Here is a 16,078-nt window from a genome sequence, read left to right on the forward strand (position 1 = left end):
AGATTCATGTACATCTGCCAGCCCCTTGCTTGGGCTGTCGGGTTTGCCTATGTATAATCGCCGCATCCGAATTTCGACGAGTCCAGCGCATCCCTATGAAAACCATCGAGCTTGATGACGATCTCTACTTCTATATCGCCAGCCAGACCCGGCACATTGGTGAGAGTGCCTCCGATATCCTGCGCCGTCTGCTGGAACAGCCTGCTCACCAAGGTGTGCCGGTTGCCGAGCCCGTTGCCGTCGCGCAGCCCAGTACGGTAGCCACCCAACAAGGGCTGCAAGCCCTGCTCGATTCTGGTGAGCTGCAAAAGGAAGAGAAGTCCATCAACCGCTTCATGCTGGTGCTGAGTACCCTCTACCGGGATAACCCGGAAGGCTTTACCCAGGCCACCGAAATCAAGGGGCGCAAGCGCGTCTATTTCTCGCAGGATCCCGAGGCTCTGCGTGCCAGTGGCAGCACTACCAAGCCCAAGCCGGTACCGGATACCCCGTTCTGGGTGATCACCAACACCAACACCAGCCGCAAGCAGAATATGGTGGCCCAGCTGATGGCCAGCATGGGCTATGGCGAAGAGGTGATCGCGCAGGTGTGTGGCGCCATTTAACGATTCTTCAAGACTCAGGCCTTGCCCGGCAAGGCCGCCATTACGCAAGGAAAACGCCATGGCTCAGCATTCCCACGCCGGTCAACCGGCCCGTTTAAGCGATCTGACCAACATCCCCCGTCTGGTCAGCGCCTACTACCTCAACAAGCCGGACATGAGCCGCCCCGAGCAGCGGGTGGCCTTCGGTACCTCCGGCCACCGTGGCAGCGCCCTGCACAACGCCTTTACCGAATCCCATATTCTGGCGGTGACCCAGGCACTGGTGGAGTATCGCCAGCAGGCCGGCATCACAGGCCCGCTGTTTGTCGGTATGGATACCCACGCCCTCTCCGAATCCGCCTTTGCCAGCGCCGTCGAAGTGCTGGCCGCCAACGGTGTTGAAACCCGCATTCAGGCTGGCCTCGGTTTTACCCCGACCCCGGTCATCTCTCATGCCATCCTGCGCCATAACGCGGGCAAGCCTGCCGCGCGCGCCGACGGCGTGGTGATCACTCCGTCCCACAATCCGCCGGAAGATGGTGGCTTCAAATACAACCCGCCCCATGGTGGCCCTGCCGAAGGGGAGATCACCAAGTGGGTGGAGGACCGTGCCAACGCGATTCTGGAAGCGGGTCTGGCTGGCGTGAAACGGATGCCGTTCGCCGAAGCGCTCAAGAGCCCGTTCGTGGTCGAGCACGACTATGTCACCCCCTATGTGGATGATCTGAAGAACGTGCTGGACATGGATGCCATCAAGAACGCGGGCATCAAGATCGGTGTCGATCCGCTGGGCGGCTCCGGTGTCGCCTACTGGGACGTCATCGCCAAGACCTACGGCCTGAATATCGAGGTGGTGAACTACAAGGTCGACCCGACCTTCTCCTTCATGACCCTGGATAAAGACGGCAAGATCCGGATGGACTGCTCCAGCCCGTTCGCCATGGCGAGCCTGATCGCGCTCAAGGACAAGTTCGACATCGCCCTTGGCAATGACCCTGACTACGACCGTCACGGCATCGTCACCAAGTCAGGCCTGATGAACCCGAACCACTATCTGGCGGTGGCGATCCAGTATCTGTTTACCCATCGTACCGGCTGGTCTGCGGATGCGGCCGTCGGCAAGACGCTGGTCTCCTCCTCGATGATCGACCGGGTTGCCGGCGAGATTGGCCGCACCCTGAAAGAGGTGCCGGTCGGCTTCAAGTGGTTCGTGGATGGCCTCTACAGCGGCGAGTTCGGCTTTGGCGGCGAGGAGAGCGCGGGCGCCTCCTTCCTGCGCAAAGATGGCACCGTCTGGACCACCGACAAGGACGGTTTCATTCTGGCGCTGCTGGCGGCGGAAATTCTGGCGGTGACCGGCAAGGATCCGCAGGCCCACTACGACGCACTGGAAGCCAAGTTTGGCCGCTCCAGCTATCGTCGTATCGACGCACCGGCCAACAGTGCCCAGAAAGCGGTGCTCTCCAAGCTGGATCCGGCACTGGTGGAAGCCTCAACCCTGGCCGGTGAGCCCATCATCGCCAAGTTGACCAAGGCGCCGGGCAACGATGCCGCCATTGGCGGTCTCAAGGTGGTGACCGAGAACGGCTGGTTCGCGGCGCGCCCCTCCGGCACCGAGTCCATCTACAAGATCTACATGGAGAGTTTCAAGGGCGACGCGCACCTCGACCTCATCCAGCAAGAGGCCCAGCAGATCGTCTCCGCGGCACTGGCCAAGGCAGGTGTATAAGCCACCTTCAAGTCACTGACCGCTGACTAAAAAGAGGAGCCGCAATGGCTCCTCTTGTTTATGCGCGGGTTGAGGTGGTCTGGTGTTTACGCCTCGTTACAGATCCCTGTACTCGCCCGGCGGGCTTGCCAACGTTTGAAGAAGGGGCGTGCTGGCAGCTTCATCAGGAACAGGGAGAGCAGGATCACCCCGATGCCGATCCACTGGCTGACATCCAGAGTTTCACCCACCATCAATACCCCAAGCGACACAGCCATCATGGGATTGGTGAGGGCCAGCATGCCCATCACCTCCGGGCCGTGGTGCTTTAATCCCCACAACCAGACCCAGTAGCCCAGCGCTGTGTTGAGCAGGATCAACCAGAGCAATCCCGGCGCACTGGCCGGATCCGGTAACGGCATTGGGCCAGCTGGCCACCAGGCGAGCGGGATCAGCATCAAGCCCCCAAGCAGCAATTGCCAGGCGGTCAGCGCCAGCAGATCGTTTACCGGCCAGTGGCGCATCCAGCGGCTGGATTGGCCGATCAGCACTGTGGCCAGCATGGCGCATGCAACTCCGACAGGATCCAGATTGGCAGAGGGGTTGAGCAACAGTAATACCCCAGCCAACCCCATCAATCCCAGCAGTAGCCATTTCAGGCTCGGTCGTGTGCCATCTTGCAACCAGGCCAGTAGCATCAGCACCAGCGGCAGGGTGGCACCAAGTGTACCTGCTACTGCCCCCGGCAGCCGGAAGGCCGCCACAAACAGCAAAGCGAAGAAGGCGGTAATGTTGCAAAACGCCAACAGGAACTGCTTGCCCCAGGGCAGAGGCGGCATGCGCGGATGCAACAGTAACAAGAGCAGCCCGGCAGGCAGTGCCCGCCATACGGCAACCCAGTAGGGTGAGTAGTCAGTCAGGTAGAGGCTGACGACAGCATAGGTGCTGCCCCACAGCAGTGGAGCCAGCAAGGCGATCAGCATTGGCATTATTTATCTTCTCATAAAGTATCTTTAAGTGAAGATAAATTAGCTCCAAATTGATTTATCATCAAGTATCTCGGTATAAAGATAAGTAGTTGGCGATGGAATCAGATCATGTAGACCTGCTGCTGGCTCAGTGGGCCCGGCAGCGACCGGATCTCGACTGTTCTCCTATGGGGGTGTTGGGTCGGGTAGCCCGGATGGCGGCAATTGCCGGTCGTGAGGTGAGTGAAGAGCTCAAGGAGTGCGGCTTGCTTGGCACGGACTTCGACATTTTGGCGACCCTGCGTCGGTCGGGTGAGCCACTGACGCCGACAGTGCTCTACCAATCGGCCATGTTGAGTTCGGGTGCCATGACGGCTCGGCTCGACAAGCTGGCCGAGCGGGGACTGATAGAGCGGCAAGCGGCGCCTAGCGATCGGCGCAGCCTGCTGGTCTGCCTCACTGAATCGGGCAAAGCGCTTATCGACCGAGCGGTTGAGCTGCACGTGGCCAACGAGCGTCGCCTGCTGGCGCCACTGACCGAGGCGGAGCAGGCTCAGTTAGCGGCACTGCTCAAACGCTGGTTGCTGGAAAACGAATAACAAAAACGGGCCAGCAGGCCCGTTTTTGTTGGCAAATCAGTGCTTGACTCAGTAACCGCCTTTGGCCTCTTTCACCGCCAGCCCCAGCTGCCACACCGCCATGGCGTAGTGGGTGCTGTGGTTGTAGCGGGTGATGGTGTAGAAGTTGGGCAGACCGTACCAGTATTGGTAGCCGGTGCCGACATCGAGGCGTAGCAGGCTCGACTCGCTGTGGTTGCCCAGGCTGCTGGTGGGGGTGAGCCCTGCGCGGCGCAGGGTGGCCACCGGGTAGCGGGTCTGGAAGCCGTGTTCATAGCCGGGCAGTTGGCCCTGACCGCGCACCGCCACCGGTTGGCCTTTCTCCCAGCCATGGGCCTTGAAGTAGTTGGCGACGCTGCCGATGGCATCCACCGGATCCCACAGGTTGGTGTGGCCGTTGCCGTCAAAGTCCACCGCATAGCGCTGGAAGCTGGAGGGCATAAACTGGCCGTAGCCCATGGCGCCCGCATAGGAGCCCTTGGGTTCGGTGGGATCCATCCCCTCGTCGCGGGTCATCACCAGGAAGGCTTCCAGCTCGCTCGTGAAGAACTCGGCGCGGCGCGGGTAATCAAACGCCAGGGTGGCCAGTGCATCCAGAATGCGGGTCTTGCCCATCACCCGGCCCCAGCGGGTCTCGACCCCGATAATACCGACGATGATCTCGGGCGGCACCCCGTAGATCTGCTCCGCCCGGTTCAGCTCGCTTGCGTATTCACGCCAGAAGTTGACGCCGTTCTGTACGTTGTCTGGGGTGATGAACTTGGCGCGATAGCGGTTCCAGGCGCCGGTCGGGCCGGTGGGCTTGGCGGTAGTCGGCGCCTGGGCATCCATCAGGCGGATGATCCAGTCGTAACGCTCTGCCTGTGCCAGCACCTGATGCAGCTGGGCGTTGTCAAAACCGTGCTTCTCGACCATTTTCTGGACGAACCGATCCACGTTGGGGCGATTGGCGAAGTCCCCCTTGCTAACCCCTTGTGTATAAACGGGTTTGCTTGATGGCGCCTGATTGATAAAGGCGCTCTTGGGCTGGGGGACGACCACGGGCTTTGGCGCTGGGGCGCTGCTGCAGCCACCGAGCAGGGGGAATAACGACAGAGTGAGAAGAGAGGCAAGGCGACGCATAGGGTTCTCAAAGAGACTGATAAAAGTGCCGTCATGGTAAAACATTGCCATCCCCGTGCAAGTGTTCCGTGCGCCTTGTTTGCCGCCAATTCATCGTGCGATGGATTAGCCCTTCTGTGAGGACTGTGCTGTTTCGCGCTGGGGGTGACGTAGCGTGTGGTAGCCGCTCCAGAGTCGGGTCAGGGTGGTGATGGCGCAGAGCAGGGCAAAGCCGTAGGCGAGCGGGGCGAAGGCGGCTGGCCACAGGCACATCAGCACAAAGAGGGCGATGGTTTCGCTCCCCTCGGTGAGGCCACCCAGATAGTAGAGGGATTTGTGGTGGTAAACCGGATTGTCGATGCCCCGCTTGCCCGCCATGATGGCAAACGCCAGAAAGCTCGAGCCAGTGCCCATAAAGGCAAACAGCAGGGTGGCGGCGGGTAGCGCATTGGCGGGGGCGGCGAGGGCAAAGCCCAGCACCACGGCGGCGTAGAAAATAAAGTCGAGGGTGATGTCGAGAAAGCCGCCGCAGTCGGTGATGCCGGTTTCCCGCGCCACGGCGCCATCGAGCCCGTCCAACAAGCGGTTGAGCAGGATGGCCGCGAGCGCCCACTGATAGCAGCCAAAGGCCAGCAGCGGTAGCGCCAGCATGCCGATGGCAAAACCGGTGAGGCTCACCTGATTGGCACTGACCCCGGCACGGCAGAGCGGTTTGGCAAGCTGGGTGAGGGGGCTGCGGATCACGGGGATCAGGTGGCGATCAAACAAGGTGAACTCCTCGGTTAAAAACAGGACTCGGTGAGGTGGAGTATGGTGCCCGGCGCGTCGTCTGCGTCGTGGGTCACCAGAATAGCGGGGATAGCCAGCGCCTTGATCTGGGCGAACACCAGCTCGCGAAAGGCGGCCCGCAGCGGCTTGTCGAGGCGGGAGAAGGGCTCGTCCAGCAGCAGGGCGTCGGGTTCCGCCAACAGTGCCCGCAGCAGACTGACCCGCGCCCGCTGACCCCCTGACAGCAAGTGCGGCAGCTTGTCAGCCTGATCCGCCAGCGCGACTTGTGCCAATGCGGTCAGTGCCTTTTCCCGCCGTGCGTGTTTTCTCTTGATGGTCGCTGGCATGCCGAACATCAGGTTCTCCGCCACCGTCAGATGGTCGAACAGCAGGTCATCCTGAAACAGCATGCCGATGCGCCTCGCTTGCGCAGGCAAGGTGTTTAGTGGCCGCTCGCCGAGCCTTATCTCCCCCTCCAGCCGGATCGGGCCATTTTCTGTCTGCGCGCTCGGTAGTACTCCAGCCAGCCCCGCTAGCAGGGAGCTTTTACCGCAGCCGCTTGGGCCCATCAGGGTCAATACCTCGCCGGGGGCCACTTGCAGGGCGGGCAGCGAAAGCAGCAGATTTTCATCAAGGTAAAGCCGAAGAGGCGTGGTGCTCAGCATATGGCTGTTTCCATCTTGAGAGTTCATCGTGAGCCGCCCCCCTTGAGCGCCGGATTGATCCGCGTCGGCAGCCAGAGTGCCAGCAGATAGATAACGAGCGGCAGCAGCAGTTGCAGCAGGCCGTAGAGCCCCGCCAGCCGCCGGTTGAGGCCGCTGCCGATGGCCACCGCTTCGGTGGTGATGGTGACCACTCTGCCTGCGCCAAAGAGCAGAGTCGGCAGATATTGGGCCAAACTCACCACCGCCCCGACGCCGAAGGCAAACAGCAGCGGGCGCGCCAGCAGCGGCGCTTTGACCTGCCACCAGGCTCGCCATGGCGTAGCCCCCAGCAGCAGAGCGCTCTGGGTGATCCGAGGATCGAACTGGCGATAGGGGCCATGCAGACACAAATAGACATAGGGAAAGACAAACAGCAGCTGGCTCCAGAGCACCCAGCCCCAGCCAATGCCTCTACTTATCGAGTCATGAGCAAGCCAGTCCAGCCCGAGCCGGATACCAAACAGCAGGCTTGCCTGTGGCAGCAACAGCGGCAGGCAGATAAGCCAGAGTGGCCAGGGGCGGCGGCCGGCTTGTGCCTCCAGACTGCACACCGCCATCATCAGTGCCAGCAAGCCGCTCACCAGCGCCAGCAGTGCGCTGGTTGCCAGCAGCGGCAGCAGGGTTGGCAGCAGATCCAGCCAGTAGTGACCACTCCACTGACTGGGCCAGAGGGCGGGAAAGGGCCAGCGGCGCGCCAGCGACCAGAGCAGCAGCGCCGCCAGCACCGCCAGATTGAGGGTGATCAGAGTGAATGCAGAGCCTGCTGCGAGGCGGTTGGCAAGGGGATGGGGCGCCGCCCGTTTGCCATCGAGCCAGCAGCCTTTGCCCACCTCTTGATGAAGCCACTCCAGTAATCTGAACAGAGCGATCAGCAGCGCCGTGATGGCGAGCAGCAGCAGGGCGCCGCTGGCGGTAGCACCGCGCCAGAGTAGATCCGGGTCCTGATACCAGAGCCACAACCGCACCGCCAGCGGGGCGGGGGCATCGGGCCCGAGCAGCTGGGCGAGATCCACCACCGCCACTCCGTAGGCTGCCACCGCATAGATGGGCAGGCGCAGGGCAGGCCAGAGCGCTGGCAGCAGCAGACGCCACCAGATCTGGGGGGCGCTGAAGCCAAGGCTTGCCCCCAGCCACTGCTGGCGTGCCAGCTGGATGGGTTGCTGTGCGGCCATCGCCATCAGCAGCAAAAAGGGGGTCTCTTTGAGAACGAGCAGTGCAATCAGCCCGAGCCCCCAAGGGTCGCGAATGGTCTGCCAATCGGGGGGCAGTTCAAACCCGGTCAGCGCTGGCGAGACGAGCCGCAGCAGCCAGCCGGAGGGGGCGAGCAGAAAGGCAAAGCCGATGGCAAAGGCGACGTGGGGCATGGCCAGCATGGGCGAGAGCAGACGACGGAGCAGTCCGAAAGCCCGGCTGTTGCTGTGGGCCAGCAGCAGGGCGGTCAACAGCAGGCTGCCAAGGGTTGAGGCGGCGCCAATCCACAGGCTCAGCGCAGCGGAGTGCCAAAGACCGGGTTGGGCGAGCAGCAAGGCAAGATGAGAGGCGGTCATCCCCTCCACCAGCAGTTGCCACAGCCCTGCCAGCAGAGGGATGACGAAGAGCGCCAGATAAATGACCGCCATCCCCGTACTCATACTTGGGTGGTGTGTCAACCGGCGCCATGGTCGGGAGAGGGCAAGTTGGTGACCAGCAGCACTCATCAGTGACCGTAACGCTCGGCCCAGGCCGCTTCCAGCTTGAGCTGCCAGCTGGGGTGAGGCTCGGCCACTGCTTTGAAGCGCAGTGCCGGTTGCCCTTTGGCGGGATCAGGCAGGGCATCGGCCCGCAGCACGCTGGGATCTCCCCAGAAGGCCGGATTGGCCTTGCGCGCCTGCGCCGCCGGGCTCAGCAGGAAGTTGGCCACCACCTTGGCACCCGCACGGGCGCTGGCGTTGAAGGGGATGGCGAGAAAATGGCTGTTGGTGAGCGCCCCTTTCTCCATGGCTATAGCTTCCACGCTGGGGGGCAGGGCGCCAATCTGGGCGGCGCTCTGCGCCTCCTGCGGATTGAAGCTGATAGCCATGGCCAGTTCGCCATCATCAAGCAGTTGGCGGGTTTCGGCGGCGCTGGTGGGGAACAGTTTGCCCTTGCGCCAGAGTGCCGGATGCAGCTCATCGAGCCAGGCCCAGAGCGGAGCTGTGATCCTGATGAACTCTCTATCGGTCGCCTCCCGATAGAGAGGGGCGGGAGCCGGCGTCAATTCCAGCAGGATCTGCTTGAGAAAGCTGGAGCCGTGAAACTGGGGCGGCTTGGGATAGGTGAAGCGGCCGGGATGGGCCTTGGCCCACGCCAGCAGGGCAGCAGCCGAGGTGGGCGCTCTGGTGACCTCTTCGGTGTCGACCATCAGATTGAGCTGGCCGATGCCCCAGGGGGCTTCCAGCCCTTCCACCGGCAGGGTGAAGTCTTCACTCACCGGCAGGCTGCTGTCTACCAGCGCCATGTTGGGCAGCTCGGCGGTAAAGGGGGCGCCGAGCAGTCCCTGCTCCTTGAGCGCCTTGAAGTTCTCGCCGTTGACCCAGAGCAGGTCGATGGGGCCGCCAGCTTGCTTGCCCGCCTGCTTGTTGGCCAGCAGCTGGCTGACGCTCTGGGCGATGTCATCCACCTTCACCTGCACCAGCTTGACCTGATAGTCGCGCGCCAGCTCCTGCCCGGCCCACACCAGATAGGCGTTGATCTCCGGGCTGCCGCCCCAGGCGTTGAAGTAGACGGTCTGCCCCTTCGCCTCCTCAAGGGTCTGTTGCCAGTTGTCATCAGGGGTGGCTAACAGCGGGCCGCTGGCGAGCAGTGGCAGGGTGCACAGCAGCGCATTTAGCCGCTGTTTGAGCCGAGAGTTGAGGTGTGAGCCGAGCAGTGAGAATGGCTTGAGCATAAATGTTTCCCTGATTGTCAGGCGCCACGGCGCCAGCGGTGATAACGGGCCAGCAACGCCAGCATCCGAGTGGGCTGGTGGGCCCGTTTCCATTCACCCGCCACATATTTGTTACCCTCCATCAGGGTGGGATAGGCGTGAATGGTGCCGAGGATCTTGCCTAGGCCGAGGTGGTGGCGCATGGCGAGCACAAATTCGGCGATCCGCTCACCGGCGTGAGTGCCCACTATGGTGGCGCCAAGGATAGTATCCTTGCCCGGCACGGTCAGCACCTCGACAAAACCGTGGCGCTCGCCATCGGCAATGGCGCGATCCAGCTCAGCCAGCTCAAAGCGGGTCGCCTCGAAGGGGATCTTCTGCGCTTCGGCTTCCTTGCGATTGAGCCCAACCCGGGCAATCTCCGGCGTGGTGTAGGTGGCCGCCGGAATGACCCGATAGTCGGCCTGAAAGCGCTTGAACTGGCCAAACAGGGCATTTACTGCCGCATACCAGGCCTGATGGGCGGCAAAGTGGGTGAACTGGTAAGGGCCTGCTACGTCTCCCACCGCCAGTATGCTGGGGAAGTTGGTGGTGAGGAAGCCATCGACTGCGATGGTGCCGCGGGGGGCAAGCTCGACCCCCAACGCTTCGAGCCCGAAGCCGCTCACGTTGGCGACCCGACCCAGTGCTAGCAGCAGTTGATCCCCTTCCACCACCTGTGTCTCATCGCCCCGGCGCAGTTGCAGCCGGATGGGGAGATCCCCCTTGGCTGCGGGCAGATAGTCGGCTCGTTCGGCGCGCCAGCCGGTGAGTAGCTGCACGCCATCGCGGCTCATCTGCCCGGCCAGCGCATCGGCGACCTCTCTCTCTTCGCGGGGCAGCAGTTGCTCCGAGAGTTCCATCAAGGTCACGGGAATGCCGAGCAGGGCGAAGCTCTGGGCCAGCTCGCAGCCGATAGGGCCACCGCCCAGCACCAGCAGGCGGCGCGGCGGGGTGCGCAGCTGCCAGAGGCTATCCGAGGTGAGGTAAGGCACCTGATCCAGCCCCGGCAGCTTGGGCACCAGCGGTCGGGCGCCGGTGGCGATGACGATATGGCGGCTGGCGAGGCGCTGGCCGTTAACCTCCACCTCCCAGGGAGAGATCAGCCGCGCCTCTCCTTCGATGCATTCCACTCCAAGCCCCTGATAGCGCTTGATGGAGTCGTGGGGCTCGACCTCCTTGATAACCTCAGCCACCCGCTCCATCACGGCGGCAAAATCGGCGCGGGATTGGCTTGGGCTAAAGCCCAGCTCGTCGGCTTTACGCTGCTCTGCGGCAAAGCGGGCGCTTCGGATCAGCGCCTTGGAGGGGACGCAGCCGCTGTTGAGGCAATCGCCCCCCATCTTGTGTTTCTCGATGAGCGCCACCTTGGCCTTCACCGCCGCCGCGATATAGCTGGTGACCAGCCCACCTGCACCGGCACCTATCACCAGCAGGTTGTAGTCATAGCGAGCGGGTTTGCGGTAGGGGGTGAGCAGGCGCCGCTGCGCAAGGTGTGCGGTCAATTTTTTGACCAGCCAGGGCATCAGCCCCAGCAGGGTCAACGCGACCATCAGGCCGGGGGAGAGGATATTGCCGGTGCTGGTTAACTGGCCAAGCTCGCTGCCCGCCAGCACATAGACGAAGGTGCCGGGCAGCATGCCAAGCTGGCTTACCCAGTAGTAGGTGCTGACTCTGATGGGGGTGAGCCCCATCAGCAGATTGACCAGAAAGAAGGGGAAGATGGGGATGAGGCGCAGGCTGAGCAGATAGAAGGCCCCCTCCTTCGCCATGCCGGACTGAAAGGTGGCCAGCTTGTCACCAAAGCGGGCGGTGACCCAGTCGCGCAGCAGAAAACGGGCGCTGAGAAAGGCCAGGGTTGCGCCTAGGGTGCTGGCGAAGGAGACCAGCAGCAGCCCCCAGGCGACGCCGAACACCGCGCTGCCACCCAGGGTGAGCAGGCTGGCGCCGGGCAGGGAGAGAGCGGTGCTCAGCACATAGATAAGCACGAACAGCAGGCTGGCCGAGACAAAGTGGCTGTCGACCCATTGCGCCACTGCCGCCTGCTGGGCCTGCAAGGCGTCCAGAGTGAGGTAACGACCGAGATCGAGGGCAAAAAAGGCGCCGATAAGGCCCCCCATTACCAGTGCAAGCAGCAGGCGGGTCCGGTTCATCAGGCGTCCTTGCTGTCGGGCTTGGCGGAGCGTTCCGGTTGCACCGGCAGCTGGCAGAAGCCCTGCGGCGCGATATCGAGGGCGGCGTTGAACTTGGCCGACATGTTCTGGAATGCGATAAGGCCGGTCAGCTCCACCATAGCGTCGTCGTCGAACCAGGGCTTGAGGCGGGCTGCCTGCTCATCGCTCACCCCATCGAGGCCAGTCATCGCTTCGGTATAGTCGAGCACCGCTTTCTCCCGCTCGTCGAACAAGGGGCTTTCGCGCCAGTTGGCCAGCGCCTCCACCTTCTCGCTGGAGCCGGCTCTCTTTACCAGGGTCATGGCGTTGATGTCGACGCAAAAACGACACCAGTTGAGCTGGGAGACCCGCACCGTCACCAGCGAGCGCAGCACGGGATCGATGGGGGAGCGCTTGCGGTTGATGACGCCGTAGAGGGTGGCGACGGCGGCAAAGAGGCGCGGCGAGCGGCCCCAGCACTTACCCGGAATAAGCACCTGACCATAGTTGCGCTTTTGCAGCCAGAAAAAGGGGCGGATAAACCAGGCATATTCCCGGTCGGGTTTGACCTCAACGCGCATCAGTTACCTTCTTGTTGTTTCACACTTACGGTTTCAAATTGGGTTTGTAGGCTTGGCCCAACCGCTCATTCAGGCGGGTCAGGAAATCCTCGATCCGCGCCCGGTTGGTGCCCAGATCGCTTTGCCCTTGACGGGAGGCTGATCGCATATCGATGCGGGTCTCTTTGGGGCCAGCAAAGACCCGCAGCGCCACATCATCCTGAAAGCCGAACCAGCCGGTGGTAACCACCGCATCCAGACCGTCGGGGCTGGGTCGTACCTGCCAGCCCAGCTCCTGCATCAGTTCGTTGGCTTCAATCAGCACTTCGGCAGGAGAGGCCCTGGTAAAGAGAGGACCGGGTTTTGCCTCAACTGCTTTCAGCGGTGCGCTATTTATTGGCAGATCCTGCGCCGTTCTGAGCTCTGCCGCCCAGCGCAGTTGGGGGGGATTGTAGGGATCTGTGCTCACATCGTTGATCAGCGGCATGCGCAGCGCCTGTGCCACAAAGGTCAGCGGTAGCAGCAGTGGCAAGGCGCCAAGGCCGCTGGCATAGCGGTTGCGGCTCCAGGGCAGGCGTACCAGTAAGATCAGGGAGACAAGGGCTCCGATGAGACAGATCGCAAAACCGATCCACCAGGGCCAGAGATGAAAGCGGCTGCCGAGGGCGCCAGCGAGCGGGAGTAACCAGGCCAGTAGGGGCCACAAGCAAGAGCGGGGCATAGCACGGGATCCATCGTCGAATGTGGACAATGCCGAGAAGGATAAACTTAATTGCCTGATAACGTTAGTAAATTGATGAGAGTTTGGCGTGGTTTTGGCCAGTTTTGCGAGGGGAATGCAGAGGGAGGTGAAGCCCGCCTGAGGGGAGCTTCACCGATAAGATGGTCAGTTGCGATGACTTAGTTGCGATAGAGCACTTTGATCAGGTGAAAGCCGAACTTGGTGCGCACCGGCCCCAGCACCTTGAGCAGTTCGCCCTTGAAGACGGCATCGTCAAAGGGCTTGACCATGTCCCCCTTGTTGAACTCCCCCAGATCGCCGCTGCGTTTTGCAGAAGCGCAGGTGGAGAAGCGCTTGGCCATCTGGCCGAAGTCGGCTCCCTTCTCAATCTTCTCCTTGATCTCCAGACACTGTTTTTCGGTCTTGACCAGAATGTGCTGGGCACAGGCTTTTTTCATCGGGGCGCTCCTGGGAGTAATGGCGAAGGTTGTTAACGCCAAGGGTGGTAGCAAATGGGGGCGCAAGAGTACCCCAATTTGCCACCGGCGTCAGCCATCACAGCCGCCCTTTATCGGCCGTATTATTGGCGAGCGCGGGTGGCCAGCATGGCGCGGGGACGCGCTTGCCAGATGATCTCCAGACCGAGCAGGGCGTAGAGGCTCCAGATGGCCAGCGGATTGAGCCACTCTCCCCCCAGTTGCAGGGTCATCAGGGCGCAACCTGCCAGCAGCAAGGTGATGCCCGGCAGCCGCCAGTGGACGGGCAGGGGGGCCAGCATCGCCATCGCCAGCAGAATGCCGAGGCCAAACGGCAGGTTCAGGGCGGTAAAAGCCAGCGCCTGCTGACCACTCATGCCGGTCAGCAGGGCCAGCAGGGCGCTGCAACAGGCGAGAAAGGTGATGAACTCGAGACGATCGGCAATATAGTCAGCCATCTGTTCGCTACGTGCATGCATGATGTGTCTCCTTCAGTTGATGCTTCAAGTGTGAGGGAGGGGCGGCTGCAAAGGCAGCGGGATAATTCGATTGTGCTGAACGAGCAATTCTTAATCACCCGCTACGGCGGGCTTTGGTGTGTGCCGGGCCTGTTAAACGGTGAGGGTGGGGTGATGCCGACAAACTCTGTCGTGGTGGGTTTCTGCTGGTAAAGAGAGGAGGAGAGGTGACAAATGGTGCCTGATGGTGGGGTGAGCCTTATTCAGGGCAGGTCAATTCGCTTCCATCGGGAAAGCGGGCGGCGTCATTGTCACCAAAATGTGTGATTTGTGGTCAACCTCTTAAAAGATATGGCGAATTTGCCAATGGCACCGCGCTGTCGCTGGCCGATGCCTATGTTAGGATAAGGTTCGCCATTTTTCTGGCGCGCATTTTTGTGTCACGGCCATGCACTGCATGGCGTGCTGCGCCGCATTCGGGGTTGGCCCGAAAGGGCGCTGGTTCCCTTCACCACAGATTCAGGAATATTGACCTTTGACAGGATGCATTTCATCCCTGCTGGCAGGGCGTTTACTGTCCGGCCCTGCGTTTCGCCGCGGCCTGCGGGTACTAGGGGTGGGCCTGTTGCTGTCGCTGCTGGCTTCGCCCGCGTTTGCCGCCAAGCTCACCTATCAGGTCAAGGGGTTGAAAGGGGAGAACAAGGATAACGTTGAAGCCTACCTCAATGCCCTGCCGGTCTATCAGGAGCGCCAGTATCGTCCTGCCCGCGCCAAAATCACCGAGAGCGTGCAAAAGGCGCTGCAGGTTTATGGCTACTACCAGCCGAAAATCACTCTGAGTCGCGACAAGAAAACCCCGTCCAAAGTGGTGATTGAGGTGGACAAAGGGGAGCCGGTCATCGTCTCCCGCCTCGATATTCTGCTGGAGGGGGATGCGGGCAGCGACGAGCTCTACAGCGCCCTGCTGGACAAGTTGCCCCTCAAAGAGGGCGAGCCCCTCAACCACGCCAAATATGAATCCATCAAGGCGGATCTCGGCAGCCTCGGGCTGGCCCGCGGTTACTTTGATGCCAAGCTGAGCAAGAGTCAGGTCAAGGTGTTCCCGGACAAGGGGACGGCGGAGATCTTTATTCTGTTCGAATCGGGCCATCGCTACCGTTTTGGCGAGATCCGCTACGATGCCACCCCCGAAGCGCTTCACCTTATTCGCCCGCTTATCAACATCAAGAGCGGCGACCCCTATCTCGCCATCCGTCTGGCCGAGATGTCACAGGATGTCTCCTCCACCAAGCTGTTCCGTCAGGTCGATATCAAGCCGGTATTGAGCGAGGCGAGCAACTATCGGGTGCCCATCGCGGTGACGCTGGATAACCGGGTCGATCACGAAATCGAGACCGGTATCGGTTATGCCACCGACGTAGGGCCGCGGATGAGTGCCACCTGGGAGAAGCCCTGGGTCAACCGCTACGGCCACCGCCTGTTTGCCACCGCCAAGGTGTCGGCGCCGGAGGCAGAGCTCAGCTTCGACTACCAGATCCCGGTGGGTAACCCGCTGCGGGACTACTACTCCATCCAGACCGGCTACCAGTACAAGGACAACAACGATACCCGCTCCGATCTCACCACTATCGGTGTGCACCGCTGGACGCGGCGGCCGGAGAGCTGGGATCGGGACGTCTTTATCCGGCTGGAGAACGAGATCTATACCCAGGGTGCCGACGAGGGGAACAGCTTGCTGCTGATCCCCGGGGTCTCCTGGTCCCGGTTGCGGGTGCGTGGCACCCTGGTGCCCGATTGGGGGGATCGCCAGCAGCTGACGCTGGAGTTCTCCGATCCCAGATGGGGTTCCGACATCAGCTTTATGCGGGTGTGGGGGCGCAGCAAGTGGCTGCGAACTCTTGGCGATAACCACAGATTCCTGATGCGGGCCGAGCAGGGGGCCATCATAGGTGACAGCTTCTCGCTGGTGCCGCCTTCTCTGCGCTTCTTTACCGGTGGCGATCAGACGGTGCGCGGCTTTGGTTACGAGAGCATCTCCCCCACCGGGCCGGATGGCAAGCTGACCGGTGGCCGCTACACCAGCGTGGCCAGTCTGGAATACAACTACCGCTTCAGCGAGAAGTGGCTGGGGGCCATGTTTGTGGATGGCGGCACCTCCACCACCGATTACAGCGAGCCCTGGAAAATAGGTACCGGCGTCGGTGTGCGCTGGGTCACCCCCATCGGTCAGGTCAGGCTGGATCTGGCGGTCGGGGTATCGGAGGAGGACAAGCCCTTGCGGCTGCATTTCGCATTGGGGCCTGAATTATGATGTTGTCTAAACGCTTTTTTCTTTGG

General features: G+C 61.8%; 15 protein-coding genes. 4 read left to right on the forward strand and 11 right to left on the reverse strand.

All coding sequences use genetic code 11. The annotated features are described in order from the left end of the window. The first annotated feature begins 95 nt into the window (after nucleotides 1-95). Both seqA and pgm read left to right on the forward strand, forming a co-directional pair. A complete protein-coding gene (gene seqA / locus OKB77_RS03405; protein WP_201936787.1) occupies nucleotides 96-605 on the forward strand; it encodes a replication initiation negative regulator SeqA in 510 nt (169 codons plus the stop codon). Nucleotides 606-663: 58 nt separating this feature from the next. Then, entirely contained in the window at nucleotides 664-2,313 is a 1,650-nt protein-coding gene (pgm, locus tag OKB77_RS03410) for a phosphoglucomutase (alpha-D-glucose-1,6-bisphosphate-dependent) (protein ID WP_042080241.1), read from the forward strand. An 86-nt stretch (nucleotides 2,314-2,399) separates the two neighbouring features. Here the strand turns inward: pgm and OKB77_RS03415 are convergent, their stop codons facing one another. After that, complete coding sequence (locus OKB77_RS03415) at nucleotides 2,400-3,281, reverse strand: DMT family transporter (protein WP_201951613.1); 882 nt, start codon at nucleotides 3,279-3,281, stop codon at nucleotides 2,400-2,402. A gap of 95 nt (nucleotides 3,282-3,376) precedes the next feature. Between OKB77_RS03415 and OKB77_RS03420 the strand changes: the two genes are divergently transcribed. Next, nucleotides 3,377-3,859 carry a MarR family winged helix-turn-helix transcriptional regulator gene (locus tag OKB77_RS03420; protein WP_005334289.1) on the forward strand — a complete coding sequence of 161 codons (483 nt, stop codon included), beginning with the start codon at nucleotides 3,377-3,379 and terminating at the stop codon, nucleotides 3,857-3,859. A gap of 48 nt (nucleotides 3,860-3,907) precedes the next feature. Here the strand turns inward: OKB77_RS03420 and mltB are convergent, their stop codons facing one another. The 10 genes from mltB to OKB77_RS03470 all read right to left on the reverse strand — a co-directional run bounded on the left by mltB (nucleotide 3,908) and on the right by OKB77_RS03470 (nucleotide 13,762). Then, the gene (gene mltB / locus OKB77_RS03425) at nucleotides 3,908-4,999 is read right to left on the reverse strand and encodes a lytic murein transglycosylase B (protein ID WP_100654094.1); all 1,092 of its coding nucleotides are present in this window, start codon (nucleotides 4,997-4,999) and stop codon (nucleotides 3,908-3,910) included. Between the two features lie 105 nt (nucleotides 5,000-5,104). Next, nucleotides 5,105-5,746: a CDP-alcohol phosphatidyltransferase family protein gene (locus OKB77_RS03430; protein WP_201951610.1), complete on the reverse strand. Its 642-nt coding sequence runs from the start codon at nucleotides 5,744-5,746 to the stop codon at nucleotides 5,105-5,107. Between the two features lie 14 nt (nucleotides 5,747-5,760). Next, nucleotides 5,761-6,411, reverse strand: coding sequence for an ATP-binding cassette domain-containing protein (locus OKB77_RS03435; protein ID WP_201951607.1), 651 nt, complete (start codon nucleotides 6,409-6,411; stop codon nucleotides 5,761-5,763). 23 nt (nucleotides 6,412-6,434) lie between these two features. Further along, entirely contained in the window at nucleotides 6,435-8,069 is a 1,635-nt protein-coding gene (locus OKB77_RS03440; protein WP_201951598.1) for an ABC transporter permease, read from the reverse strand. A 77-nt stretch (nucleotides 8,070-8,146) separates the two neighbouring features. After that, nucleotides 8,147-9,355: an ABC transporter substrate-binding protein gene (locus OKB77_RS03445; RefSeq protein ID WP_201951595.1), complete on the reverse strand. Its 1,209-nt coding sequence runs from the start codon at nucleotides 9,353-9,355 to the stop codon at nucleotides 8,147-8,149. A 17-nt stretch (nucleotides 9,356-9,372) separates the two neighbouring features. Then, on the reverse strand, nucleotides 9,373-11,526 hold the full coding sequence (locus tag OKB77_RS03450; protein ID WP_201951592.1) for an FAD-dependent oxidoreductase: 2,154 nt from the start codon (nucleotides 11,524-11,526) through the stop codon (nucleotides 9,373-9,375). Next, the gene (locus OKB77_RS03455; protein WP_042080231.1) at nucleotides 11,526-12,107 is read right to left on the reverse strand and encodes a carboxymuconolactone decarboxylase family protein; all 582 of its coding nucleotides are present in this window, start codon (nucleotides 12,105-12,107) and stop codon (nucleotides 11,526-11,528) included. Before OKB77_RS03455 ends, OKB77_RS03450 begins: the two co-directional genes overlap by 1 nt. Nucleotides 12,108-12,132: 25 nt before the next feature. Then, nucleotides 12,133-12,807: a DUF1499 domain-containing protein gene (locus OKB77_RS03460; RefSeq protein ID WP_201951589.1), complete on the reverse strand. Its 675-nt coding sequence runs from the start codon at nucleotides 12,805-12,807 to the stop codon at nucleotides 12,133-12,135. A gap of 179 nt (nucleotides 12,808-12,986) precedes the next feature. Beyond that, nucleotides 12,987-13,265: a peptidylprolyl isomerase gene (locus OKB77_RS03465; RefSeq protein ID WP_005334269.1), complete on the reverse strand. Its 279-nt coding sequence runs from the start codon at nucleotides 13,263-13,265 to the stop codon at nucleotides 12,987-12,989. A gap of 122 nt (nucleotides 13,266-13,387) precedes the next feature. After that, complete coding sequence (locus tag OKB77_RS03470; RefSeq protein ID WP_058056020.1) at nucleotides 13,388-13,762, reverse strand: hypothetical protein; 375 nt, start codon at nucleotides 13,760-13,762, stop codon at nucleotides 13,388-13,390. Between the two features lie 514 nt (nucleotides 13,763-14,276). On the opposite strand from OKB77_RS03470, the gene tamA reads away from it, so the two are divergent. Beyond that, nucleotides 14,277-16,052, forward strand: coding sequence for an autotransporter assembly complex protein TamA (tamA, locus tag OKB77_RS03475; RefSeq protein WP_139429391.1), 1,776 nt, complete (start codon nucleotides 14,277-14,279; stop codon nucleotides 16,050-16,052). Nucleotides 16,053-16,078: the final 26 nt, after the last annotated feature.

Source organism: Aeromonas sp. Y318-3, assembly GCF_027706185.1.
GTDB classification, from domain to species: Bacteria; Pseudomonadota; Gammaproteobacteria; order Enterobacterales; family Aeromonadaceae; genus Aeromonas; species Aeromonas veronii.

Excerpts from the sequence above, each read along its gene's own strand:
- seqA (WP_201936787.1), top strand. The coding sequence starts at position 96 with ATGAAAACCATCGAGCTTGATGACGATCTCTACTTCTATATCGCCAGC.
- pgm (WP_042080241.1), top strand. The coding sequence starts at position 664 with ATGGCTCAGCATTCCCACGCCGGTCAACCGGCCCGTTTAAGCGATCTG.
- OKB77_RS03415 (WP_201951613.1), bottom strand. The coding sequence starts at position 3,281 with ATGCCAATGCTGATCGCCTTGCTGGCTCCACTGCTGTGGGGCAGCACC.
- OKB77_RS03420 (WP_005334289.1), top strand. The coding sequence starts at position 3,377 with ATGGAATCAGATCATGTAGACCTGCTGCTGGCTCAGTGGGCCCGGCAG.
- mltB (WP_100654094.1), bottom strand. The coding sequence starts at position 4,999 with ATGCGTCGCCTTGCCTCTCTTCTCACTCTGTCGTTATTCCCCCTGCTC.
- OKB77_RS03435 (WP_201951607.1), bottom strand. The coding sequence starts at position 6,411 with ATGCTGAGCACCACGCCTCTTCGGCTTTACCTTGATGAAAATCTGCTG.
- OKB77_RS03440 (WP_201951598.1), bottom strand. The coding sequence starts at position 8,069 with ATGGCGGTCATTTATCTGGCGCTCTTCGTCATCCCTCTGCTGGCAGGG.
- OKB77_RS03445 (WP_201951595.1), bottom strand. The coding sequence starts at position 9,355 with ATGCTCAAGCCATTCTCACTGCTCGGCTCACACCTCAACTCTCGGCTC.
- OKB77_RS03450 (WP_201951592.1), bottom strand. The coding sequence starts at position 11,526 with ATGAACCGGACCCGCCTGCTGCTTGCACTGGTAATGGGGGGCCTTATC.
- OKB77_RS03455 (WP_042080231.1), bottom strand. The coding sequence starts at position 12,107 with ATGCGCGTTGAGGTCAAACCCGACCGGGAATATGCCTGGTTTATCCGC.
- OKB77_RS03460 (WP_201951589.1), bottom strand. The coding sequence starts at position 12,807 with ATGCCCCGCTCTTGCTTGTGGCCCCTACTGGCCTGGTTACTCCCGCTC.
- OKB77_RS03465 (WP_005334269.1), bottom strand. The coding sequence starts at position 13,265 with ATGAAAAAAGCCTGTGCCCAGCACATTCTGGTCAAGACCGAAAAACAG.
- OKB77_RS03470 (WP_058056020.1), bottom strand. The coding sequence starts at position 13,762 with ATGCATGCACGTAGCGAACAGATGGCTGACTATATTGCCGATCGTCTC.